This is a genomic window from Spirillospora sp. NPDC048824 (assembly GCF_043198455.1).
Classification (GTDB): domain Bacteria; phylum Actinomycetota; class Actinomycetes; order Streptosporangiales; family Streptosporangiaceae; genus Spirillospora.
The window spans coordinates 40,281-62,334 of record NZ_JBICUS010000027.1; the positions used below are offsets into that span (position 1 = coordinate 40,281).

Annotated in this window: 18 protein-coding genes; 9 read left to right on the forward strand and 9 right to left on the reverse strand. The window is 72.8% G+C overall.

What is annotated here, in order from left to right:
* Window positions 1–342: 342 nt before the first annotated feature.
* From ACGFIS_RS34455 to ACGFIS_RS34470, 4 genes are all read left to right on the forward strand, one after another.
* Entirely contained in the window at window positions 343–1,572 is a 1,230-nt protein-coding gene (locus tag ACGFIS_RS34455) for an ABC transporter ATP-binding protein (protein ID WP_392904508.1), read from the forward strand.
* Window positions 1,573–1,643: 71 nt separating this feature from the next.
* The gene (locus tag ACGFIS_RS34460) at window positions 1,644–2,948 is read left to right on the forward strand and encodes an ABC transporter substrate-binding protein (protein WP_392905119.1); all 1,305 of its coding nucleotides are present in this window, start codon (window positions 1,644–1,646) and stop codon (window positions 2,946–2,948) included.
* A gap of 10 nt (window positions 2,949–2,958) precedes the next feature.
* Window positions 2,959–4,347 carry an ABC transporter permease subunit gene (locus ACGFIS_RS34465; protein ID WP_392904506.1) on the forward strand — a complete coding sequence of 463 codons (1,389 nt, stop codon included), beginning with the start codon at window positions 2,959–2,961 and terminating at the stop codon, window positions 4,345–4,347.
* Window positions 4,344–5,282 carry a carbohydrate ABC transporter permease gene (locus ACGFIS_RS34470; RefSeq protein ID WP_392904504.1) on the forward strand — a complete coding sequence of 313 codons (939 nt, stop codon included), beginning with the start codon at window positions 4,344–4,346 and terminating at the stop codon, window positions 5,280–5,282. Before ACGFIS_RS34465 ends, ACGFIS_RS34470 begins: the two co-directional genes overlap by 4 nt.
* An 82-nt stretch (window positions 5,283–5,364) precedes the next feature.
* On the opposite strand, the gene ACGFIS_RS34475 is transcribed toward ACGFIS_RS34470, so the two are convergent.
* Complete coding sequence (locus ACGFIS_RS34475) at window positions 5,365–6,618, reverse strand: ABC transporter ATP-binding protein (RefSeq protein WP_392904501.1); 1,254 nt, start codon at window positions 6,616–6,618, stop codon at window positions 5,365–5,367.
* A 151-nt stretch (window positions 6,619–6,769) separates the two neighbouring features.
* On the opposite strand from ACGFIS_RS34475, the gene ACGFIS_RS34480 reads away from it, so the two are divergent.
* Together ACGFIS_RS34480 and ACGFIS_RS34485 are read left to right on the forward strand one after the other, a co-directional pair.
* Window positions 6,770–7,789 carry a LacI family DNA-binding transcriptional regulator gene (locus ACGFIS_RS34480; RefSeq protein ID WP_392904499.1) on the forward strand — a complete coding sequence of 340 codons (1,020 nt, stop codon included), beginning with the start codon at window positions 6,770–6,772 and terminating at the stop codon, window positions 7,787–7,789.
* Between the two features lie 50 nt (window positions 7,790–7,839).
* Window positions 7,840–8,280 (forward strand): Lrp/AsnC family transcriptional regulator, encoded by a 441-nt coding sequence (locus ACGFIS_RS34485; protein WP_392904496.1) that lies wholly within the window; start codon window positions 7,840–7,842, stop codon window positions 8,278–8,280.
* A 13-nt stretch (window positions 8,281–8,293) separates the two neighbouring features.
* Here the strand turns inward: ACGFIS_RS34485 and ACGFIS_RS34490 are convergent, their stop codons facing one another.
* The 5 genes from ACGFIS_RS34490 to ACGFIS_RS34510 form a co-directional block, all read right to left on the reverse strand.
* Window positions 8,294–8,833 carry an FHA domain-containing protein gene (locus ACGFIS_RS34490; protein ID WP_392904493.1) on the reverse strand — a complete coding sequence of 180 codons (540 nt, stop codon included), beginning with the start codon at window positions 8,831–8,833 and terminating at the stop codon, window positions 8,294–8,296.
* Window positions 8,834–8,980: 147 nt separating this feature from the next.
* Window positions 8,981–10,195 (reverse strand): acyl-CoA dehydrogenase family protein, encoded by a 1,215-nt coding sequence (locus ACGFIS_RS34495; RefSeq protein ID WP_392904490.1) that lies wholly within the window; start codon window positions 10,193–10,195, stop codon window positions 8,981–8,983.
* Between the two features lie 85 nt (window positions 10,196–10,280).
* Window positions 10,281–11,360, reverse strand: coding sequence for a DUF3616 domain-containing protein (locus ACGFIS_RS34500; RefSeq protein ID WP_392973752.1), 1,080 nt, complete (start codon window positions 11,358–11,360; stop codon window positions 10,281–10,283).
* Window positions 11,361–11,421: 61 nt separating this feature from the next.
* Window positions 11,422–12,606 (reverse strand): cytochrome P450, encoded by a 1,185-nt coding sequence (locus ACGFIS_RS34505; protein ID WP_392904485.1) that lies wholly within the window; start codon window positions 12,604–12,606, stop codon window positions 11,422–11,424.
* Between the two features lie 75 nt (window positions 12,607–12,681).
* A complete protein-coding gene (locus tag ACGFIS_RS34510; RefSeq protein ID WP_392904483.1) occupies window positions 12,682–14,070 on the reverse strand; it encodes a KamA family radical SAM protein in 1,389 nt (462 codons plus the stop codon).
* A gap of 154 nt (window positions 14,071–14,224) precedes the next feature.
* Between ACGFIS_RS34510 and ACGFIS_RS34515 the strand changes: the two genes are divergently transcribed.
* Window positions 14,225–15,298, forward strand: coding sequence for an L-erythro-3,5-diaminohexanoate dehydrogenase (locus ACGFIS_RS34515; protein ID WP_392973753.1), 1,074 nt, complete (start codon window positions 14,225–14,227; stop codon window positions 15,296–15,298).
* Window positions 15,299–15,354: 56 nt separating this feature from the next.
* On the forward strand, window positions 15,355–16,686 hold the full coding sequence (locus ACGFIS_RS34520) for a DUF2252 domain-containing protein (protein ID WP_392905117.1): 1,332 nt from the start codon (window positions 15,355–15,357) through the stop codon (window positions 16,684–16,686).
* Between the two features lie 16 nt (window positions 16,687–16,702).
* Here the strand turns inward: ACGFIS_RS34520 and ACGFIS_RS34525 are convergent, their stop codons facing one another.
* Window positions 16,703–18,292, reverse strand: coding sequence for a SpoIIE family protein phosphatase (locus ACGFIS_RS34525; RefSeq protein ID WP_392973754.1), 1,590 nt, complete (start codon window positions 18,290–18,292; stop codon window positions 16,703–16,705).
* Window positions 18,293–18,390: 98 nt separating this feature from the next.
* On the opposite strand from ACGFIS_RS34525, the gene ACGFIS_RS34530 reads away from it, so the two are divergent.
* Complete coding sequence (locus ACGFIS_RS34530) at window positions 18,391–19,185, forward strand: SAM-dependent methyltransferase (RefSeq protein WP_392904476.1); 795 nt, start codon at window positions 18,391–18,393, stop codon at window positions 19,183–19,185.
* Window positions 19,186–19,214: 29 nt separating this feature from the next.
* Here the strand turns inward: ACGFIS_RS34530 and ACGFIS_RS34535 are convergent, their stop codons facing one another.
* Together ACGFIS_RS34535 and ACGFIS_RS34540 are read right to left on the reverse strand one after the other, a co-directional pair.
* Window positions 19,215–21,296 (reverse strand): hypothetical protein, encoded by a 2,082-nt coding sequence (locus tag ACGFIS_RS34535; RefSeq protein ID WP_392904474.1) that lies wholly within the window; start codon window positions 21,294–21,296, stop codon window positions 19,215–19,217.
* Between the two features lie 31 nt (window positions 21,297–21,327).
* A complete protein-coding gene (locus ACGFIS_RS34540; protein WP_392973755.1) occupies window positions 21,328–21,861 on the reverse strand; it encodes a hypothetical protein in 534 nt (177 codons plus the stop codon).
* Between the last annotated feature and the right edge of the window lie 193 nt (window positions 21,862–22,054).

Here is a 22,054-nt window from a genome sequence, read left to right on the forward strand (position 1 = left end):
GCGCGGGTGGGCGGGGTGGGGGGGCGGGGGGCGGGGGGGCGGGGCGGGGGGGCGGGGGGGGGGGGGGGGGGGGGGCCGGGGGGGGGGGGCGGGGGGGGGGGGGGGGGGGGGGGGGTCCCCCCCCCCCCCCCCCCGCGGCGTTTCGGACAACATAAATCCGCAGAAAATACGGGTCGGTAACGATCTCTGCACCAAATGCGTCAGCGTGCGCCGTGCGTGTTGCGGCGCGGCCCGTCCGCCATGTACCACCTTCATTGTTACGCGGGGGTAAGCCATGTTCCTTCCGCATCGCGGGACAGGTCCCGCGATGCGGAATCCGTGCCGTAAAGAAGAGGAGACGCCGTGGCAGAGGTCGATCTGACCAGCGTCGGGAAGGTCTATCCCGACGGCACGCGGGCCGTGACCGACCTGAACCTCCACATCGCCGACGGGGAGTTCCTGGTCCTGGTCGGCCCATCGGGCTGCGGCAAGACGACCGCGTTGCGGATGGTCGCCGGGCTGGAGGACATCTCCGAGGGCGAGGTCACGATCGGCGGCCGGGTCGTGAACCGGGTGCCGGCCCGGGACCGCGACGTCGCGATGGTGTTCCAGAGCTACGCCCTCTACCCGCACCTGTCGGTCCGCGACAACATCGGGTTCGGGCTGTCGCTGCGCAAGCTGCCGAAGGCCGAGATCAGGAAGCGGGTCGACCACGCCGCGCAGACCCTCGGCCTCACCGAGCACCTGTCGCGCAAGCCCCGCAACCTGTCGGGCGGGCAGCGGCAGCGCGTCGCGATGGGCCGCGCGATCGTCCGCGAGCCGCAGGCGTTCCTGATGGACGAGCCGCTGTCCAACCTGGACGCCAAGCTCCGCGTCCAGATGCGCGCCGAGATCGCCAGGATCCAGCGCGACCTGGCGGTCACCACCATCTACGTCACCCACGACCAGACCGAGGCGATGACGCTCGGCGACCGGGTCGCGGTGATGAAGAAGGGCGAGCTGCAGCAGGTCGCACCGCCCCAGGAGCTCTACGACAGGCCGGCGAACCTGTTCGTCGCCGGGTTCATCGGCTCACCCGCCATGAACCTGCTGCGGGGCACGCTGACGGGGGACGCGGAGAACCCGCGCCTCCGGATCGGCGATACGACCCTGACGCTTCCGGCACGGGTGCTGACCGAGCGCCCGGACCTGGCGTCGCACCTCGGGGGCGACGTCGCCGTCGGAATACGCCCCGAGGACATGGAGGACTCCGAGCTCGTGGACGCCCCGGAGGGGCACACGCTGACCTCCACCGCGGACCTGGTGGAGGCGATGGGCTCGGACGTGCTCGTCCACTTCGCGATCGAGGCGTCCCAGGTCGTCACCGAGGACACCAAGGAGCTCGCCCGCGACGCGGGCACCGACGTGCTGGGGAAGCTGGAGGCCCCGCGCACGGATCTGGTCGCGCGGTTCAGCCCGCGCACCCGCGTGAAGGTCGGCGACCCGGTGACGATCCGAGTCGACACCGGTCGCCTGCACTTCTTCGATATCGAGTCCGGCGCGTCGATCTGGGGATCGGACGACGCCGGGCCATCCAGGGAGGATGAAGAATGAGGGTCAGCTTCGCTCGCGGGGGGACGACCCCCCGCACCCCCCGGCCCGGCTCCGCCGGATACGGGAAGCGGATGATGGGAGCCGCCGTCGCGGCGGGAATGCTCCTGTCATCGGCCGCCGCGTGCGGTGGCGACGACGGCGGCGACGACGGGTCGACGCCCGCCGGCGACGGGGCGCTCAAGGGCACCACGATCGAGGTCGCGGCCAAATGGACCGGCCCCGAGGAAGAGAACTTCCGCAAGGTGCTGCAGGCGTTCGAGAAGAAGACCGGGGCGAAGGTCAACTACGCCTCCACCGGTGAGAACACCGACGCGTTCCTCGGCCCGCGCATCTCGGCCGGGAACCCGCCGGACGTGGCGATCCTGCCGCAGCCGGGCCTGATGCGCCAGTACGCCGAGAAGGGGTCGCTCAAGCCCCTCGGAGCGGACGTGGTGGCGGAGATCGACAAGAACTTCGCGCCGTACTGGAAGGAGCTCGGCTCCGCCGACGGCAAGGCCTACGGCGTGATGATCAAGGCCGCCTACAAGTCGATCCTGTGGTACCGGCCGCAGACGTTCTCCGACGCGGGCGTGCAGCCGCCGGCGACGTGGGACGAGCTGGTGAAGAGCTCGACCACCCTGCAGAACTCGGGCACCACGCCGTTCACGCTGGCCGCCGGGCCGCAGGACTCCTGGACGCTGACCGACTGGTTCGAGAACGTCTACCTCTCGCAGGCCGGGCCGGAGAACTACGACAAGCTGGCCAAGCACGAGATCAAGTGGACCGACCCGACGGTCGGCAAGGCGCTGGAGACGCTCGCCGAGATCTGGGGCAAGCCCGACTTCCTCAACGGCGGTGTCGCGACCGCGACCAAGACCAAGTTCGACGAGTCGGTCACGCAGGTGTTCGGCCAGGACAAGGCCGCCATGGTCTACGGCGGCGACTTCGCCGCCGCCAACATCGCCACCACCGACTCCAAGGTCGGCACCGACGCCAAGGTGTTCGCCTTCCCCAAGGCCGGCGACACCGCCCCGGCGATCCTCGGCGGCGACACCGCCGTCGCGCTGAAGGACGGCAAGGGCGCGCAGGAGCTGATGAAGTTCCTCGCCTCACCGGAGGCCGGCAAGGTCTGGGCCGGGCTCGGCGGCTACCTGACGCCGAACAAGAACGTCCCGCCGGACGCCTACTCCGACCCGATCGCCAAGGAGCTGATCGCTCAGCTGCAGAAGTCCGGCGAGGCCGCCCGCTACGACATGTCCGACCTCGCGCCCGCCGCGTTCGGCGCGACCCCCGGCGACGGCGAGTGGGAGGCGCTGCGCAAGTTCGTGCAGAACCCGACGGACGTCAAGGGCACCCAGGAGAAGCTGGAGGCCGAGGCCGCCGAGGCGTACAAGTAGGGAACCCTGGATGAAGGCTCCGAAAGATGAGGGGGTGCCGCCGGCCGTGACGGCCGGCGGCGCCGCCGCCGTCGCCGAACCCGCCCCCGCCCCGCCCCGAGAGCGCCGGGGACGCGAGCGGCTGACCCCGCCGTCGTGGCTGGCGCTGATGTTCCTGCTGCCGGCGCTGGTGCTGCTCGGGTTCCTCGTGGTCTACCCGATCGTCTATTCGGTGATCCGCAGTGTGTTCGACGCCTCGGGCGACACGTTCGTCGGCGCGGACAACTACACCGGGGTCTTCCAGGGGCGCGACAACGTCATCGCGGTCCGCAACACCGCCATCTGGGTCGTGGTGGCGCCGACGCTGGTCACCATCATCGGCCTGCTGTTCGCCGTCCTCACCGAGCGGATCCGGTGGTCGACGATGTTCAAGCTCGTGGTGTTCATGCCGATGGCGATCTCGTTCCTCGCCTCCGGCGTGATCTTCCGGCTGGTGTACCAGCAGGACCCCGACAAGGGCATCGCGAACGCGGCGATGGTCGCCGTCCACGACACGTTCGCGAAGGACACGAGCTACCCGGGCGCCGGCCCGCGCGGCGGCGACCAGCCGGTCCGCGCGGAGGCCGGCGGCGTCGTCACGGTGAACTCCTACTCCGCGGGGCAGAGCGCGCTCGTCCCGCTGGTGAAGGTCAAGCCGGAGTACCTGCCGAAGGACGCCGAGCCGGCCGCTCAGCCGCCGCCCGCCAAGGCGGGGCAGCTGAGCGGGACGGTGTGGTTCGACTTCACCAAGGGCGGCGGCGGGCAGCCCAACACCCCCAACGCGGGCGAGAGCGGGCTGCCCGGCGTCAAGGTCGAGGCGGTGCGGGACGGCACGGTGGTCGCCACCGCCACCACCGGCGCCGACGGCACGTTCACGATGACGAAGGTGCCGGACGGGACGTACACGATCCGGCTGCCCGCCGACAACTTCACCGCCGCCTACCGGGGCGCGGAATGGCTCGGCGGCACCCTGATCACGCCCGCGATCATCGGCTCGTACCTGTGGGTGTGGGCCGGGTTCGCGATGGTGCTGATCGCCGCCGGGCTGGCCGCCATCCCGCGTGACGCGCTGGAGGCGGCCCGCGTGGACGGCGCCACCGAATGGCAGGTGTTCCGGCGGGTGACGATCCCGCTGCTGGCGCCCGTCCTGATGGTGGTGGTGGTGACGCTGACCATCAACGTGCTGAAGGTGTTCGACCTGGTGTACATCATCGGCGGCGGCGATCCGAACGCCAGCGTGCTGGCACTGGAGATGTGGATCGAGTCGTTCGGCGGCGGCAACGACCAGGGCGCCGGCAGCGCCATCGCCGTGCTGCTGTTCGTGCTGGTGGCGCCCGCCATGCTGTTCAACGTCCGGCGAATTCGGCAGGAGCGCAAATGAGCACCGCGGAGAAGGCCGCCAAGGTGCCGTCCGGGGCCGGCGGCGACAACGGCGCGTCGGGGGCGCCGCGGCGGGGCCTGGCCGCCCGCATCGTCGGCCGTGTCGGCGGCGGCGCGGCGCAGGTCGTGCTGGTCCTGATCGCGCTGTTCTGGCTGGTCCCGACGCTCGGGCTGCTGGTGGCGTCACTGCGCTCCAACGAGGACAACGCCGCAGGCGGCTGGTGGAACGTGTTCACCGAGCCGGCGCAGCTGACCGTCGGGTCGTACCAGTCGCTGCTGGACAAGGCCGACTTCGTCGACTCGTTCTGGAACACCGTGCTGATCACCGTCCCGGCGACGCTGCTGGTGGTGGCGATCGCCTCGCTGGCGGCCTACGCGTTCGCGTGGATGGAGTTCCCCGGGCGGGACTGGCTGTTCCTGGTGGTGGTGGCGCTGCTGGTGGTGCCCGTCCAGGTGGCGCTGATCCCGGTCGCCAAGCTGTACGGGAAGATCGAGTTCGGCGGGTTCCAGATGTTCGGGTCCGTCACGGGCGTGGTGCTGTTCCACGTCGCGTTCGGGCTTCCGTTCGCGATCTTCCTGCTGCGCAACTTCTTCGCGGCGATCCCCCGGGATCTGCTGGAGGCGGCGCGGATGGACGGCGGCTCGGAGTGGACGATCTTCCGGCGGGTGATCTTCCCGCTGGGCGGCCCGGCGATCGCCTCGCTCGGCATCTTCCAGTTCCTGTGGGTGTGGAACGACCTGCTGGTCGCGCTGGTGTTCGCCGACACCGAGGCGCAGCCGATGACCAAGTGGCTGCAGTCGCAGATGCGGCAGTTCACCGGCAACATCGACATCCTGGCGCCCGGCGCGTTCCTGTCCCTGATCGTCCCGCTGGCGGTGTTCTTCGCCTTCCAGCGCTACTTCGTGCAGGGCGTGCTCGCCGGCTCGGTGAAGTGAGGACGCTCTTCAGGACGGTACGGAAAGGGACGGTGCCCACGGCCTGCGCAGGCCGTGGGCACCGTCGTCCGGCGGGGGACGATCAGCCGGACTTGCGCAGGGACGCCGGGTCCTGCGCGCCGTGCCGCAGGGCGTCCGGGTGCCCGACGGCCAGGCCGCTGGACGGGTCGAAGAAGTGCAGCCGGCGGGTGTCGACGGCGAGGTCGACGTGCTGTCCCGGGCGGACGTGCGAGCGGGAGTTGACCCGGGCGGTCCACAGCGCCTTGTCGTCGATCAGCGGGATCGTCATGTCCTCCTCGCCCTCGGCGGCGTCGGAGGCCAGGTCGGCGGTGTCCTTGTGCTCGACCGGCGGGGCGTCGATGGTGAAGATGACGTTGATCTCGCTGCCCAGCTCCTCGGTGACGCTGCTGCGGACCGCCATCGGCGCCCACTCGGGCTTGGCGTGCGCGGCGTCCTCGAAGTCCGAGGGGCGGATGCCGAGGATGACCTGGCGGCCGAGGTAGTTCTGCAGGCCGGGCCGGTCGTTGAGCACCGAGGCCGGGACCGGCAGCGTGTACCCGGCGAAGGAGACCTGGGCGCCGCCGTCGCCGGTGGCCAGGTCGGCGGTGACGAAGTTCATCGCGGGGGAGCCGATGAAGCCCGCCACGAACAGGTTGACGGGGTTGTCGAAGAGCCGCTGCGGGGTGTCGACCTGCTGCAGCCTGCCGTCGCGCAGCACGCAGACGCGCGAGCCGAGCGTCATGGCCTCGACCTGGTCGTGGGTGACGTACACGGTGGTGACGCCGAGCCGCTCGTGCAGCTGGCTGAGCGAGGCGCGCATGGACACGCGGAGCTTGGCGTCCAGGTTGGACAGCGGCTCGTCCATCAGGAACGCCTGCGGCTGGCGGACGATCGCGCGGCCCATCGCGACGCGCTGCCGCTGGCCGCCCGACAGGGCGGCGGGCTTGCGCGCCAGGTACTGCTCCAGCCCGAGCATCTTCGCGGCGTCGCGGACCTTCTGCTTGATCTCCGCCTTCGGGGTGCCGCGCAGCTTGAGGCCGAACGCCAGGTTCTGCTCGACGGTCATGTGCGGGTACAGGGCGTAGTTCTGGAAGACCATCGCGATGTCGCGGTCCTTGGGCGCGAGGTCGTTGACGACCTGCTCGCCGATGGAGATCTTCCCGCCGCTGATCTCCTCCAGGCCCGCGATCATCCGCAGCGCGGTGGACTTGCCGCAGCCGGACGGGCCGACCAGCACCATGAACTCGCCGTCGCGGATCTCGAGGTCAAGGGCGTCCACGGCTTTGACGCCGCCGGAGTACACCTTGTCGACCCGGTCCAGAACGATCTTGGCCATCGAATCCCCTTCATGGAAACGTTTCCATTATCCCCCGGCAAACAGGGGTTATGTTGCACTTATCGGAGTAAACATCATGGAATCGTTTCCAGGGGAGAGGAGTCCGTGAGAAGGTGATCGAAAACCCGGGAGGCGGAGGGGGCGTGACCGGATGACGCGGCGGCCGGCGACGATCAAGGATGTGGCGGCGTCGGCGGGCGTCGGCATCGCCACCGTGTCGCGGGTGTTCTCCGGCACCGGCTCGGTCAGCGCCGCCACCCGCGAACGCGTCCTGGCAGCGGCCCGCGACCTCGACTACCGCCCGAGCGCCCTCGGCCGCGGCCTCAAGCTGCGCCGCAGCGGCGGCATCGGCCTGATCGTCCCGGACGTCACCGACCCGTTCTGCGCCGAGCTGACCGCCGGCGTGCTCGCCTGCGCCCGCACGCTCGGCGAGCACGTCGTCGTGGACGCCGCGGACGGCGACCCGGCCCGCGAGGCCGAGATCGTCGAACGGCTCGTCGGGCAGCGCGTCGACGGCGTCATCGCGCTGCCCGCCGGCACCGAGGCCGACTGGCGCGGCGCCGCCCGCGTGTGCTCCAGCGTCGTCTTCGCGGGCCGCGCCCTGCCGGGGCTGCCGGAGATCCCCGCCGTCCTCGCCGACGACGCCGGCGGCGTGCGGTCGGTCACCGAGTACCTCACCGGGCTCGGGCACCGCCGCATCGGCTTCCTCGGCGCCGCCCCCGGCAGCCCGTCGCGCGTGCGGGAGGACGCGTTCCGCGCCACCCTCGCCCAGCTCGGCGTGCCCGTGGAGGAGGACCTGGTCGTCGCCGCCCGCCCGGCCAGCGACGCCGCCTACGCGGCCGCCGCCGGCCTGCTGCAGCGCCGCGACGACGTCACCGCCGTCCTCGCCGCCGGGCACCTGCTCGGCGAGGCCGCCGTCCTGGTCGCCCGCGAGCTGGACCTGCGGGTCCCCGCCGACGTGTCGATCGCGATGGTCGACGACGTCGCGTGGGCGGAGCTGTGCGACCCGCCGCTGACCGCCGTCGCCCGCCCCGGCCGCGACATCGGCTACCGGGCCTGCGAGATGCTGCTGCGCGAGCCCGCCCGGCGGGGCAGGGGAGGGCCGCTCCTGCTGCCGACCGAGCTCGTCGTCCGCGGCAGCTGCGGCCCGCTGCGCACCGCGCGCCGATAGCACCGCGGAAAGGGTCCCGGAAACCGGCCCGGGCACGCTAGATTTCCCGCGTGGAGGAGATCGATCGTCAGATCATGGCGCTGCTGGCCGGCGACGGGCGGATGAGTTTCACCGACCTGGCGAAGGAGACCGGCCTGTCGGTGTCGGCCGTGCACCAGCGCGTCCGGCGGCTGCAGAAGCGCGGAGTCATCACGGGGTTCGCGGCGCAGCTGGACAGCCGCCAGATCGGGCTGCCGCTGACCGCGTTCGTCTCGATCAAGCCGATCGATCCGGCCGCGCCCGACGACGCGCCCGACCGGCTCGCCCATCTGCAGGCGATCGAGGCGTGCCACTCGGTGGCGGGGGAGGAGAGCTACATCCTCAAGGTGCGGGTCGGGTCGCCGAACGAGCTGGAGGACCTGCTGCAGAAGATCCGCGCCGCCGCGAACGTCGCGACGCGGACGACGGTCGTGCTCAGCACCCCCTGGGAGTCGCGCCGCCCGCCGCTCTGACCGGGCGGCCTGCTCAGGGCGCGGTCGCGATGAAGCTGGAGTTGCCGAAGCCGACCTCGTCGCCGGGCCGGACCCGGGCCGGGCCGGTGAGGCGCCACCCGTTGACCCGGGTGCCGTTCATCGACCCCAGGTCGGAGATCATCCAGCCCTCGTCGGCCCGGTAGATCTCGGCGTGGAAGCGGGAGACGGTCAGGTCGGTGAGGATGAACTGGCAGCCGGGTGCGCGGCCGACCACGATGCGTTTGAGGTCGCCTGGCGGCAGCATGAACCGCGGCAGCCGCGGCGCCCGCCAGGCCGCCTCGACCCGCGCCGTCACCTGCGACACCGAGGAGATGATGCCGGTCAGGCGGCGGACGACCCGGCCGGGCGGCGGCAGGTCGTGAACGATGTCGGCCAGCTCGGCCCGGTTGCGGGCCTGGAGCACCTGGTCGACGCGGCGTTCGAACGTCTCGTTCGACATCCGGCCCTCGGCCACGCGGTCGCCGAGGACCCGCAGAACCCGATCCCGTTCCGTGTCGGACGCTCTCACCGGGAATGAGGGCTGACCGTCCATAGCTGTGAGTATCCAGTCCCCATCGTCGGCTTGTCCAGAAAAGGACTTCGGCAGGGGACGGGTGATCGCCCTCACCCGCCCCCCACCTTTTCGACGGCGGGCCGTCCGCGAAAGTTCGCGGACACTTCGATCAGGACGGCGGTTCGGTCAGGACGACAGGAGGTCGCGGGCGATGTGGGTGATCTGGATCTCGTCGGTGCCGGCGTAGATCTGGAACGACTTGGCGTCGCGGGCGAGCTGCTCCACGCGGTACTCGCTCATGTAGCCGTTGCCGCCGAACAGCTGCACGGCCTCCTGCGCGACCTCGCTGGCGGCCTGCGCGGAGTACAGCTTCATCGCGGAGGCCTCGGCGAGGGTGGGGGTGCGGCCGGCGCGCTGCATCTCGATGTGCCGGAACACCAGGTTCTGGACGTTGAGCCGCGCGACCTCCATCTTCGCCAGCTTCAGCTGGATGAGCTGGAAGTCGCCGATCCGCTGCCCCCACAGCTCGCGGGTCTTGGCGTACTCGACCGACAGCTTCAGGCACTCCTCGATGACGCCGAGCGCCATCGCCGTGACGCCGGCGCGCTCGGTGACGAAGTTCTGCTTGGCGGACTCCTTGCCGCTGCCGGAGCCGGACGTCAGGAGCCGGTCGGCGCCCGCGCGGACGTCGTTGAGGAACAGCTCGCCGGTGGGGGAGGAGTGCAGCCCCATCTTGCGCAGCGGCCTGCTCTGGTCCAGGCCCTCCATGCCCCGGTCGAGGACGAAGGTGAGGATGTCGCGGTCGCGGGCGTCCCGCCCGTCGTCGAGTTTGCAGTAGAAGACGATCGTGTCGGCGTAGGGGCCGTTGGTGATGAAGGTCTTGCTGCCGTTGAGGACGTACTCGTCGCCGACCTTCTTCGCGGTGGCCTGCATGCCGCCGAACGCGTCGGAGCCGGAGCCGGTCTCGGTGATGGCCCAGGCGCCGACCTTCTCCAGGGTCAGCAGGTCCAGGGCCCAGCGCTCGCGCTGCTCGGGGGTCCCGCGCTTCATGATCGTCCCGGCGGCGAGGCCGAAGCTGACGCCCATCGCCGACACCAGGCCGGGCGCGACCTTGCACAGCTCGATGACCGGCAGCATGGACATCGCCGCGTTGCCGCCGCCGGGCCGGTCACCGTCCCCGTCCGCGCCGCCCGCCGCGTCCCCCCGCTCCCTGTCCTGGCGGGCGCGGAAGGACGCGCGGGCCATCTCGTCCATGCCGAACGTCTTGTAGAGCCCGCGGAGCAGGTCGTACGGCGGTAGGTCGCCCGACTCCAGCGCGTCCAGGTTCGGCCGGACCTCGGCGTCGATCCAGCCGCGCACCGCGTCCCGGATCATCAGGTCTTCGTCGGACCACTCGATCATGCTCGTCTTGCCTTCCTGCCGGATACCGGACCCATCCAAGCAGAATGCGCAAGCGAGCGCTTATTCGGGTGGGGGGCGGCGGGCGTCAGCCGCCGAGGCGCACCACGTCGGCGACGACGCCGCCGTCCTCGGTCAGCCGGGCGGGGGACGGGCTGTCGTAGACGACCAGGATGCCGAGCCCCGGGGCGTCCGGCTCGTCCAGGACGGCGATGCCCTCGGCGTGGTCGTCGCCGTCGCCGTAGGGGAGTTCGCCCAGCAGTTCGAGGTCGTCCGACGTGACGATCTCGGGCGCGTCGGCCTTGGCCGCGCCGCGCCACCGCATGACCCGCACGGGCCCGTCCAGGTCCATGCTCGGCCCGGTGAGGACGAGCAGGTCGTCGCCGTGGGGGCACAGGTCCCGGATGCCGAGGCCGCCGAGGTCCATGAAGTGGGTGTGGTACAGGGCGTCGTCGTCGCCGACGGGGAGCAGCCGCAGCCGCTGCGGGTCCTTCGGGTCGGTGCCGGGGCGGATCTCGATGAGGACGGCCCACCCGCGCAGCACCGGCCCCCGCAGGCCGATGTAGAGGCGGTCCCCGTGGGCGGCGACGCCCTCGATGTCGATGCCGTTGTCCTTGCTCGGGATCGACAGGAACGGCGCCAGGTGCGGGTCGTCCTCCAGAAGGTCGGTGATGGAGTCCTTGCGCAGGCCGAGCACGGCCGCGGTGCGGCCCCCGTCCTCGCGGACGACCTCGGGCAGCCCGTCCTCGCCGGTGACCAGGGGGAGGCGGGCCAGGATGAACCGGTTGTCCTCGCGCACGACGGTGGCCAGCCGCTTGCGGGACTTGGCGCCGCTCTGCCCCGGCTTGACCTTCTTGCGCTTGAGGCTGTGCGACCCGATCGCCCACAGCCAGCCGTTGCCGCGGGCCAGGCCCTCGATGTCGGCCTCCTCGTCGGGGCCGGCCGGCAGCGGGACGAGGTCGGCGAGGTTCACGGTGACATGCCCGTCGTAGCCGGTGACCCGCCCGTCCTCGCCGACGACGGCGGTCAGCCGCTCGATGGTCGCCGTCTCGTCGCCCGCGACCCAGAGGCAGCGGCCGTCCTGGCGTACGGCGGACAGGTTGGTGTGCGTCTCGGCTTCGCGGCTCTCTTCAGCGAAGCGCAGTGTGACCCGGCGTTCGACGTCCATTCGGAGATGCTCCCATAAAGGCGAGGTCAGAGGCGCATTTGGAACGGTCCGGAACCGGCCGTCAGATGTCCCAGCGGACGTCCAGGCGTGGCGGCTTGCGGAACACGAGCCCGCGCGGCCGCGCGGGGCGGGACGGGTCGAGCCGCAGCCCCGGAAGCCGGTCCAGCAGTTCGGCGAGGGCCGTGCGGGCCTCCAGGCGGGCCAGGTGGGCGCCGAAGCAGAAGTGCGGGCCGTGCGCGAACGCCAGGTGCTCGGCGGCGTTGTGCCGCCGCACGTCGAAGCGGTCCGGTTCGTCGAATACGGCCGGGTCGCGGTTGGCCCCGGCGATCGACACGCGGACGAGGTCGCCCGCGCGCACGGCCGTGCCGCCGAGTCCGGTGTCGCGGGTGGCGTAGCGGTCCACGACCGACGCCGACGGCTCCAGCCGCAGCGACTCCTCGATCGCGGCGGGCAGCAGGCCCCGGTCGCCCAGGACGAGCCGGAGCTGGTCGGGATGCCCGAGCAGGTGCAGGACGGCGTTGGCGATCATGCCTTCGGTGGTGTCGATGCCGCCGAACATCAGGATCGCCGCGTTCGCGACGACCTCGGCGGTGGCCAGACCCGCCTCGTCCCGGGCCGCCTCGGCGAGCAGCGACCCGGGACGCGACGCGGTGATCGCCTCCTCGACGGCCGCGCCGAGCAGCCGGTACGCCTCGTCCGAGCGCGCCGGGGCGGCGCCGCCCGCGGTGATCGCGGACACGGCCTCGACGAACGCGCCGTACCAGGACCGGACGGCCGCGGCGTCCACCCCGTCCAGGCCGAGCGCCTCGGTGACGACGGCGACGGCCAGCGGCCCGGCCAGCTCACCGCGCAGCTCGGCCCGGCCCGCGGGCGCGAGGGCGGCGACGAGCCGGCCGGCCTCGGCCTCCACGAACGCGGTGAACCGCTCGCGGGTCGGGGCGGGCCGGAAGGGACGCGCGAACGCGTCGCGGTGCCGGCTGTGGGCGGGCCCGTCCAGCGACAGCATGCTCGGCCCGACGACCTGTGCGGTGGAGAAGCGCGGGTCGTCGACGGTGAACGCGCCGGCGTCGCGCATCACCCGCAGCGCCAGGGCGCGGGAGGTCACCAGCCAGCCGTCCAGCGCCGGGATCCAGGAGACGGGCTCGCGCGCCCGCAGCCGCGCGAGATGCGGGTGCGGGTCGTCCTCCAGGTCGGCCGCGGTGACGGCCGCGCCGGCGGGGAACCGGGCGGTCGGGTCGGATGTCACCCGCACGAGGATAATCGGCCCCATTCCTGATCTACAACGTAAAGGCGCCGGGGCGGGTCACGAGACCCGCGGGACTCACGCGGCCTCCGACTGCTCCCGCCACCACTCACGGCCGCGCTCCGGCAGCGTGTAGATCGGGTCGTGGTACTCGTACCGCCTGGTCAGCGCGTCCGGGTCGGACGTCTCCAGCGCGGTGCGGTAGTTCTTCGTCCAGTAGGAGACGCCGCGCTCGCGGTCGTAGGCGGCGAGCTGGTGCACCCAGCGCTTGCCCACGTAGGGGACGTCGCACACGATCCGCGGGGTGGCGAAGCCGGGCAGGTAGCCCATGATGGCGTGCTGCAGTTCCTGTGCCTCCCAAACCGCCAGCCGCCAGTGCTCGCTGTAGGGGATCATGTCGCACATGTAGAGGTAGTACGGCATGATCCCGGCCTCGTCGAGCAGCGCGAACGACAGGTCGAGCAGCGCGGCGGGGGAGTCGTTGACCCCGCGCAGCAGCACGCCCTGGTTGCGGACGTCGCGGATGCCGGTGTCGAGCATCGCGCGGGCCGCCTTCGCCACCAGCGGCGTGACCGACTGGGCGGCGTTGACGTGGGTGTGGATCGCGATCTGCGCGCCCCGCTCGTGCGCCTTGGCGGCGAGCCGTTCCATGCCGGCGCGGACGTCGTCCTGCAGCCAGTGCTGCGGCAGTCCCATGAGCGCCTTGCTGGCCAGGCGGATGTCGCGGATGTTGTCGATGTCGAGCAGCGCGTCGACGAACGACTCCAGCCGCGCCCACGGCATGTTGGCGACGTCGCCCCCGGAGACGACGACGTCGCGGACGCCGGGGGTGCGGCGCAGGTAGTCGAGCATGGCGCCGAGCCGGTCCGGCGGCTTGATCGTGAACTTGTGCTTGTCGACGTTCGGGGTGGAGTTGCCGACCAGGTCCATGCGGGTGCAGTGCCCGCAGTACTGCGGGCACGTCGGCAGCAGTTCGGCGAGGACCTTGGTGGGGTAGCGGTGGGTGAGGCCCTCGACCGCCCACATCTCGGCCTCGTGCAGCGAGTCGCGGGTGGCGTGGGGGTGGGACGGCCAGTCGGTGCGCCGGTCGCTGAAGACGGGGAGCATGTACCGCCGCACCGGGTCGGCGTGGAACGCCTCGGTGGAGGAGGAGTCCATCGTGTTGAGCATCTGGGGCGGCAGCAGCATCGACATCGTCGCGCGCTCGGCCTGGTCGCGTTCCAGGTCGGCGTAGAACGACTCGTCCAGCAGGCCGCCCATGACCCGGCGGAGCTGCCGCAGGTTCTTCACGCAGTGGGCGCGCTGCCACTGCGCCGATTCCCACTCGTCCCGCGTGACGTCGCGCCAGCCGGGCAGCCGCCGCCAGTCGGGTTCCTCCAGGGGGCGCCGCCGGTAGGCGTACGGCTGGTGTGCGGTCGCTTCGGAGAGGACGGCCGCGTCCTGGTCCGGGTGCAGGGCAGTGGTCATCGTCGACCGCCTCCTCGCCTCATCGCTCTGGCCTCATTGATCGCATAAAACTCTTGTATAGAGCCGACATTACGGGAAGAATTTCGCTAGAACCAGTGGTACCCGCTATATCTTGCGTCAGACCATCGGGTTTCAGGGAGAGGAAGGGACGGCGATGAGCGACGGCGGCGGCACCGGCACGGCGGTGGGACTGCACCGGGTGCTGGAGCCCGCGGGCGTACTGCCGCAGGCCGCGCGGCGGCTGGACGCCGACCCGCGGATCCGGCCGGACGAGGTCCGCATCGGGGTCGAGCGGCTCAATCTGGACGCGGCGTCCTACCGGCAGCTGCACACCGCGCACGGCGGCGACCCGGACGCGATCCGCGCCGAGGTGCTGCGGATCGTCGGCGCACGGGGCAAGATGCACAACCCCGTGACCGGGTCGGGCGGCATGCTCGTCGGCCTCGTCGAGGAGGCCGGCCCGGAGTCGCCGCTCGGGCTGGAACCGGGCGACCGCGTCGCGACGCTCGTGTCGCTGACGCTCACCCCGCTGGCGATCACCGACGGGCTGGCCGGCTGGGACGGGCTGTCGGAGCAGGTCCCCGCGCAGGGGCACGCCATCCTGTTCGCCCGGTCGATCGCCGCGGTGCTGCCGGGGGACCTGCCCGTCCCGCTGGCCCTCGCCGTCATGGACGTGTGCGGCGCCCCGGCCCTCACCCACCGCGTCGTCGCCTCCCGCGTCGCCTCCCGCGAGGACGCCCCCGCCGTGGCGGTGCTCGGCGCCGCCGGGAAGAGCGGGTCGCTGTCGCTGGCCGCGGCCCGCCGCGCCGGCGCGTCCCGCGTGATCGGGCTGGTGCCCACCGCGCAGGAGGAGAAGCGGCTGGCCGCCACCGGCCTCGCCGACGCCGTCGTCCGCGCCGACGCCCGCGACCCCGTCGCCGTCGCCGCGGCGATCGAGGGCGCCCACGGCGGGCCCGCCGACGTCACCGTCGTCTGCGTGGACGTGCCGGGCTGCGAGCACGGCGCGATCCTGGCGACCGCGCCCGGCGGGACCGTCGTGTTCTTCTCGATGGCGACGTCGTTCCCGGCCGCCGCGCTCGGCGCCGAGGGCCTCGCCGCCGACGTCACGATGCTCATCGGGAACGGCTACGTCCCCGGGCACGCCGAGGCCGCGCTGGACCTGGTGCGGTCCGAACCGGCGGTTCGCGCGTTGTTCACCGCCAGGACGGGGCACGATTCGGCACAATGACCGGGAAAAGCCCCGGCAGCGGCGGGGACCACCCGATCATCGAGGGAGAGCCGAGCATGGCGAGCATCACCGAGGACCTGCGCGGGCGGGACCCCAAGGAGCGTCAGGCGCAGATCGTCGACGTCCTGGTCGACGCGTTCTCGGACCTGATGGAGCGCAGCCCCGCCGAGTTCCGCCGCCGCTTCCGCAAGATGGCCTCCGACCCGTTCGCGTTCTACCGCGGCAGCGCCTGCCTGTTCTACGCCGACGTCGCCGGCGACGACGACCCGTGGGCCGACGAGCGCACCGGCCGCGTGTGGATCCAGGGCGACCTGCACGCGCAGAACTTCGGCACCTACATGAACGACGACGGCGTGTTCGTCTTCGACGTCAACGACTACGACGAGGCCTACGTCGGCCACTTCACCTGGGACGTCAAGCGGCTCGTCGCGAGCCTGGCGCTGCTGGCGTGGCAGAAGGCGATCTCCGACGCCGACATCCGCCGGCTCATCGAGACCTACGTGCACGCCTACGTCGACCAGGTCCGCAAGTTCGCCGCGCACCAGGGCGACGAGAAGTTCGCGCTGACGCTCGACACCACCGGCGGGTACATCCGGGACGTGCTGGTCGCCGCGATGGGCGGTACCCGGATCGGCCTGCTGGAGGGCATGACCGAGGTCGATGGGCCCGAGCGGCGGTTCCGCGACCGGTCCGGCGTCCGCCGCCTGGACGACGCGGAGCGCGCCAAGGTCGAGGCCGCCTACCTGGAGTACCTGGCGACCATCCCGACCGAGAAGCGCTTCGGCAGCTTGACCTACCAGGTCAAGGACATCGTCGGCGCGTCGGGGTTCGGCATCGGCTCGGCGGGCCTGTCGGCCTACAACATCCTGGTGGAGGGCAACACCCAGGCCCTGGAGAACGACGTCGTCCTGTCGATGAAGCAGGGCAACGTCGCCGCCCCCAGCCGCGTCGTCGACGACGCCCGCATCCGCGAGTACTTCCAGCACCACGGGCACCGCACCGCGGTTTCGCGCCGCGCGCTGCAGGCCAACAGCGACCCGTGGCTGGGCCACACCCAGATCGACGGCGTCGGCTACGTCGTCCAGGAACTGTCCCCCTACGAGGAGGACCTGGACTGGAGCGGCCTCACCGAGCCGGAGGAGATGCTGTCGGTCCTGGACGACTTGGGCCGCGCCACCGCCAAGGTCCACTGCGTGTCCGACTCCGACTCCGACCACTCCCTGGTCGACTTCCAGGTCGAGGACGCCATCAACGCGGTGATCGGCGCCGACGAGTCCCCGTTCGTCGAGGCCATGGTCGCGTTCGCCACCCAGTACGCCGAGATCGTCCGCGACGACCACACGTACTTCGTGGACGCCTTCCGCAACCACCAGATCCCGGGCCTGTAGGCGCGGGCCGCCCGGTTCATCGCGGGGCGGGGCGGATCAGGAGGAGGGCTATGTCGTCGTGGCCCTGCTGGTCGGACAGCAGGGCCAGGACGCCGTCGGCGGTCTCCTCCAGGTCCGCGGACTGCGAGGCGACCAGGGCGGACGCCAGCCGGGCGATGCCCTCGTCCACGTTGCGCATCCGGCTCTCGACCAGGCCGTCGGTGTAGAGGGCGAGGGTGGCGCCCGGCGGGATCGCCGCGGGCGCCTGCCCGTACACGGGTGGGTGCGCCTCGTCCGACACCCCGAGCGGCAGCCCGTCCGGGACGGTGAAGTGCCGCGCCGTCCCGTCGGGCAGCGCCAGCAGCGGCGGCGGATGGCCGGCGCACGCCACCTCGCAGCGCAGCGTCGCCGGGTCGCAGACCAGGCACAGGCATGTGGCGAACTGCGCGGCGTCCAGGCCCTGGGCGATCTGGTCGAGCCGCTCCAGCACCTCCCCGGGCGGGAACTCGCAGCCCGCCAGGGTGTGCGCGGCTACCCGCAGCTGCCCCATCGCCGCTGCCGCGGTGACGCCGTGGCCGACCGAGTCGCCGATCACGACGGCGATCCGGTCGCCGGTCAGCGGTACCACGTCGTACCAGTCGCCGCCGACGCCGCTGCGGGCCGGCAGGTAGCGGTGCGCGATCTCCAGGCCGGGCGGGACGGCGACGGCGGCGGGCAGCAGCCCGGCCTTCAGCGCCGTCGCGGTGCTGTGCTCGCGCCGGTACTGGCGGGCGTTGTCGATGCACGTCGCGGCGCGTGCGGCGAGTTCGGCGGCCAGCGCGGCGTCGGCGGAGGCGAACGGCAGCCTGCCGCGTTTGCGGCTGAACACCGCGAACCCGAGCGTGCGCCCCCGCGCGACCAGCGGCACCGCCAGCAGCGAGACGTGGTCGAGGAGGCCGTCGATGAGGCGGCCGGTGCGGTGGGCGAGGGTCTCCTGGATCGCGTCGCCGCCGAACTCGACCATGCGGCCGGTCGCCAGGCAGCGGGCGTAGGGGGTCGACGGCGGGTAGACGATGACCTCGTTGACGGGGAACTCGCGGGACCAGCCGCCGGGATCGTCGCCGGCGAAGGACACCGCCAGGCGCCGCACGACCGCGGATCCGCCGGCCTCCGCGGCGGGCCGGTCGTCGTCGGCGAGGAGCCGCTCCAGGACGTAGACGGCGCCGGCGTCGGCGAACCGGGGGACGGCGACGGCGACGACCTCGCGGGCGGTGCGGTGCAGGTCCAGGGTGGAGCCGATGCGGCGGCCCGCCTCGCTCAGCAGCTCCAGCCCGCCGGCCCACGGCGGCGCCACGGTCAGCGCGACGGCGGCGACCCCGTCCGCGCCGTCCATCGGGTCGCAGGAGGCCGACATGCCCGCGTCCGACAGCGGCAGCACCCCGGTCCAGCGCCGGCCCTCCGCGGCGGCCTTGAGCGCGGCCGTCAGCGGCTCGGCGGCCGCCGGCCGGCCGAGCAGGTCGGTGAGCGCCGCGCCGACCGCCTCTCCCGCGGTGCGGCCGAACAGGCGGGCGGCGCCCTCCCCCCATCCGGCGACACGGCCTTCCGGGGTCAGCAGGACGGTCACCGGGGTCGCGGGTTGTTCGGACATCGATCCTTCACTGTCGCGTTCATCGGGGCCGCCGGACGGTGCCCGCGTTAGGCTGATTCCGCCCCGCACGGCACCCCTCGGTCAAAGGGAGACGATTCATGGACTCCGAGTGGATACCACCCGAAGTCGACAGCCGGAGACCAAGCGTTGCACGGGTCTACGACTTCCTGCTCGGCGGAGACCACAATTTCGCGTCCGATCGTGATCTGGCGACGGGGCTGCTGCGGGTCGAACCGCAGGCGCGGGAGCTGGCGCGGGCGAACCGGGCGTTCCTGCGCCGCGCGGTCCGCGTGGCCGCCGAATCGGGGGTCGACCAGTTCGTCGACATCGGGTCCGGCATCCCGACCCAGGGGAACGTGCACGAGGTCGCGCAGGACGTGAACCCCGACGCGCGCGTGGTGTACGTCGACAACGACGACGTCGCCGTGGCGCACAGCCGCACCATCCTGGCGGGCAACGACCGCGCCACGGTGATCCAGGCCGACATGCGCCGTCCCGGGGACATCCTCGCCGGCGACGGCGTGACCGGCCTGATCGACCTCTCCCGGCCGGTGGCGTTCCTGCTCGTCGCGGCGCTGCACCTGGTCAAGCCCGAGGAGGAGCCGGAGTCGATCGTCGCGGCGCTGCGCGACGCCGCCGCCCCCGGCAGCCACCTGGTGATCTCCCACCTCACCCACGAGGCGGAGCCGGGCAAGACCGCGGCGATCGGCAAGCTGTACGACCGCGCGACCTCACCGGCCGTGGCCCGCTCGCACGCCGAGATCCTGCGGTTCTTCGACGGCTGGGACCTGCTCGACCCCGGCCTGGTGTACGTGCCGGTGTGGCGTCCGGACGGCGAGGTCGACGACAAGCCCGAGCGGTTCCTGATGTTCGGCGGCGTCGGCCGCAGGTAGCGCCTCCGGCCGACGCCGGGGGAGGCGCGTCAGCGGCGGGACAGGACGCGGGCCACGGCGGCGGCGATCACCGTCACCAGGATCCAGCCCGCGGCCACCAGCGCGTAGGAGAACCACTGGTGGCCGCCCGCCGGGTCGAAGGCGCGCTGCTGTCCCAGGTCGACCAGGGGGAGAAGCAGGTCGAGGGTGTAGACGACGGGGTTGAAGTGCGGGGCCTCGTCCGCCTTGAGGGGCTGCGGCGGGTGCGCGCCGTACACCAGGCCGCCCGCCGTCACCAGCAGGGCCAGCCACAGCACCGCGCGCCAGGGCTGGTAGCCGTAGGCGACCGTGGCCTCCTGCAGCAGGCCCCAGACCCGGCCGGCGGGGGTGCCGGCGCGGTGGGCGAGGCGTTCCTTGGCCAGCAGGACGCGGCGTGCCTCGGCCGGCTGCCCCAGGGCGGTGTAGTGGGCGGCCAGCCGCTCGTAGGGCTGGGGCTGGTGGCCGTCCGGGGCGAGGGCCAGCCAGCGCAGCCGCTCGCGGGCGGGCAGGCGCGGTTCCAGGCTCTCGTAGGTGAAGCCGTCCAGTGAAACCGACTGCGCCCATGTCCGCGGGTCGTCGCGGAGGACTCCGACGCGGGCGTGTGACAGGACGACCTCGCCTTGGACGGGTTCGGACGGCCGCAGAATGAGTTCGCCCGCCTGCAGGGTGGGGGCGTCCAGGGCGATGCCGCCGGGGCCGGCGAGGCGGGCACCGGTCAGGTCGACCTGGGCGCCGACCCTGGTGCCCGACAGCCTGACCTTTCCGGTGGCGTGCAGGCCCGTGCAGAACAGGTCGGCGGCGATCTCGGCCCGGGACAGCCGCAGGCAGGTGCGGCCGCCGGGTTTCTCGAGGCGGGCGTCGGTCAGCCTGAGGCGTCCGGCGATGCGGCCGACGACGGCGCGGACCTCGCCGCGGGCCCGCAGCCGCTCGCAGTCGAAGGTGCCGCCGACGGTGATGTTGTCGGCGACCAGCGCGATCCTCTCGCCGTCGCGCCGGGCGCCGCGGCCGGCGTCGAGGGTCGCCCCGGTCAGCGTGAGGTCGTTGCCGACCCGCGCGCCGACGAGGCTGACCCGTCCGCCCGCCACGGTCAGGTCCGTGGCGTCGATGTCGTTGACGGTGACCTGGTCGGCCCACAGCGCGACGCCGTCCGGCGCGGACAGGGAGGCGCCGTCGATGGTGAGGAACGTGCGGATCTGCGCGCCGGGCATGCGCATCTCGCCCTCGGCCCGGAATCCGCGCCGCGCGAAGAACGGGCCCTCGACCGTGAGGCCGCCCGCGCCCAGGGCCACGCCGCCGGGGTTGCGCAGGGCCGCCGCGTCGAGCAGGACCTCGGCGTGGACCCGTGTGCTGCGCAGCGCGGTCTCGCCGTGGACGGTCAGCGCGGTGGCGTGCAGGCCGCCGCCGATCATGGTGCGGCTGAGCGACAGGCCCTTCGAGGAGTGGGCCGCGCCCATGATCGTGGCGTTGTTCAGGTTGAGCCGTCCTTCCACGCGGCCGCCGCGCAGCAGGAAGGGCCCGTCGGCGCGGAACCCCTCGTTTGCCTCGACATCGCCGTCCACGACCAGGCCGTCGGCGGCGGTGGCGACGCCGTCCGCGTCCGGGCCGATCCGGGCGCCGCGCAGCGAGACCTCCCCGTTGATCCTGGCGCGGTCGAGCCTGATCCCGGCCCGGACGGTGCTGAGATGCAGGTTGAGGATGCCGTCCATGCCCATCCGCGCCGCGTTGAGGCTGTGCAGGGACGAGCGCACCAGCCGCACCGTCCGGACGGTCGCCTCGACCAGCCGGACCGGCTCGTCGAAGTGGCAGTACTCGCACACCAGCGCGCAGGGGATCTCGGCGCCCATGAGGTCGAGGCGTCCCCGGACCCGGGCGCCGCGCAACCGGACCCCGGGGCGCCTGCCCGGGTCCGGCGGGACCGCGCCGAGCAGCAGCGCGGCGATCACCTCGGCGCGGACCGTGCGGTCGTCGTCCCACTGCGGAGCGGTGGCGACATCGTCCCGGCCGGGATCGCCCGTGCGCAGGTCGACCCATTCGCCGCGGGGGAAGGCCTCCCACAGCCGTTCTTCGGCCTCGTTGAGCCGCGATGTCGTCATGCCCCGATTGTGGGGGACTCCGGGATGATCGTCAGCGGGCGAAGGCGATGGCGGTGCCCGCGCTGACGACGACCGCGATGATCACCAGGACCAGTGAGGTGCTCAGCGGGTCGCGGCGCTCGGCCGGCCGGTGCGCCCGCACCGCCCGCGGAGCCGCGGGCGCCTCACCCGGCGTGGTCCGCCCCGGCGCCGCCTGCTCCGGCGGGGCCGGCCGCGTCCGGGGCGGCGGCGGGGGAGCGGGGCCGGACGCCCCGCCCGCCGCCGCGGCGGGCGCCGGGCGCGGCTCGGCGGGCGGGGCGTCCGGGGCCGGTGTCCCGGGCGGCGGCGGATCGGTGGGCCCTTCCTGGGACGGCGGCCTCGGCGGGCTTTCGGGCGGTGGTGGCGCCGCCGCGGGCGGCGCCGTGGCCGCGCGCTCGCAGGCGCCGGCGGCGGGCCCGGCGTCCGCCCCGATCCGCACTTCGATGCACACGCTGACCCGGGGCGCCGGCGCGGGGTCGGCGAGCGCGCAGGGCGGGAAGGCGAACACGCCGGCGAGGGCGGCGGGCAGGACGAGGCGGCGGCGCACGCTCAGCCACCTCCCGCGATGCGCCGCGGTCCGCCCCGGCCGCGGGCGCTGAGCCGTCCGTTCTCCATGAGCCTCCGTTCGGGACCGCGGGCGAGACCGGCGTCCTCGCGAGCCCCCGCTGGACGTGCCGTGCCTCCGGCCCGGGCGGCCGTGCGGCGGCCCGGTCATCACCGGTGGTGAGTGTAGTTTCACG

Bases quoted from the DNA above. Each gene is read 5' to 3' on its own strand.
- ACGFIS_RS34495 (WP_392904490.1), bottom strand. From the start codon at position 10,195: ATGATCGAGTGGTCCGACGAAGACCTGATGATCCGGGACGCGGTGCGC.
- ACGFIS_RS34510 (WP_392904483.1), bottom strand. From the start codon at position 14,070: ATGACCACTGCCCTGCACCCGGACCAGGACGCGGCCGTCCTCTCCGAA.
- ACGFIS_RS34475 (WP_392904501.1), bottom strand. From the start codon at position 6,618: ATGGCCAAGATCGTTCTGGACCGGGTCGACAAGGTGTACTCCGGCGGC.
- ACGFIS_RS34520 (WP_392905117.1), top strand. From the start codon at position 15,355: ATGGCGAGCATCACCGAGGACCTGCGCGGGCGGGACCCCAAGGAGCGT.
- ACGFIS_RS34530 (WP_392904476.1), top strand. From the start codon at position 18,391: ATGGACTCCGAGTGGATACCACCCGAAGTCGACAGCCGGAGACCAAGC.
- ACGFIS_RS34535 (WP_392904474.1), bottom strand. From the start codon at position 21,296: ATGACGACATCGCGGCTCAACGAGGCCGAAGAACGGCTGTGGGAGGCC.
- ACGFIS_RS34460 (WP_392905119.1), top strand. From the start codon at position 1,644: ATGATGGGAGCCGCCGTCGCGGCGGGAATGCTCCTGTCATCGGCCGCC.
- ACGFIS_RS34465 (WP_392904506.1), top strand. From the start codon at position 2,959: ATGAAGGCTCCGAAAGATGAGGGGGTGCCGCCGGCCGTGACGGCCGGC.
- ACGFIS_RS34470 (WP_392904504.1), top strand. From the start codon at position 4,344: ATGAGCACCGCGGAGAAGGCCGCCAAGGTGCCGTCCGGGGCCGGCGGC.
- ACGFIS_RS34500 (WP_392973752.1), bottom strand. From the start codon at position 11,360: ATGGACGTCGAACGCCGGGTCACACTGCGCTTCGCTGAAGAGAGCCGC.
- ACGFIS_RS34515 (WP_392973753.1), top strand. From the start codon at position 14,225: ATGAGCGACGGCGGCGGCACCGGCACGGCGGTGGGACTGCACCGGGTG.
- ACGFIS_RS34480 (WP_392904499.1), top strand. From the start codon at position 6,770: ATGACGCGGCGGCCGGCGACGATCAAGGATGTGGCGGCGTCGGCGGGC.
- ACGFIS_RS34525 (WP_392973754.1), bottom strand. From the start codon at position 18,292: ATGTCCGAACAACCCGCGACCCCGGTGACCGTCCTGCTGACCCCGGAA.
- ACGFIS_RS34490 (WP_392904493.1), bottom strand. From the start codon at position 8,833: ATGGACGGTCAGCCCTCATTCCCGGTGAGAGCGTCCGACACGGAACGG.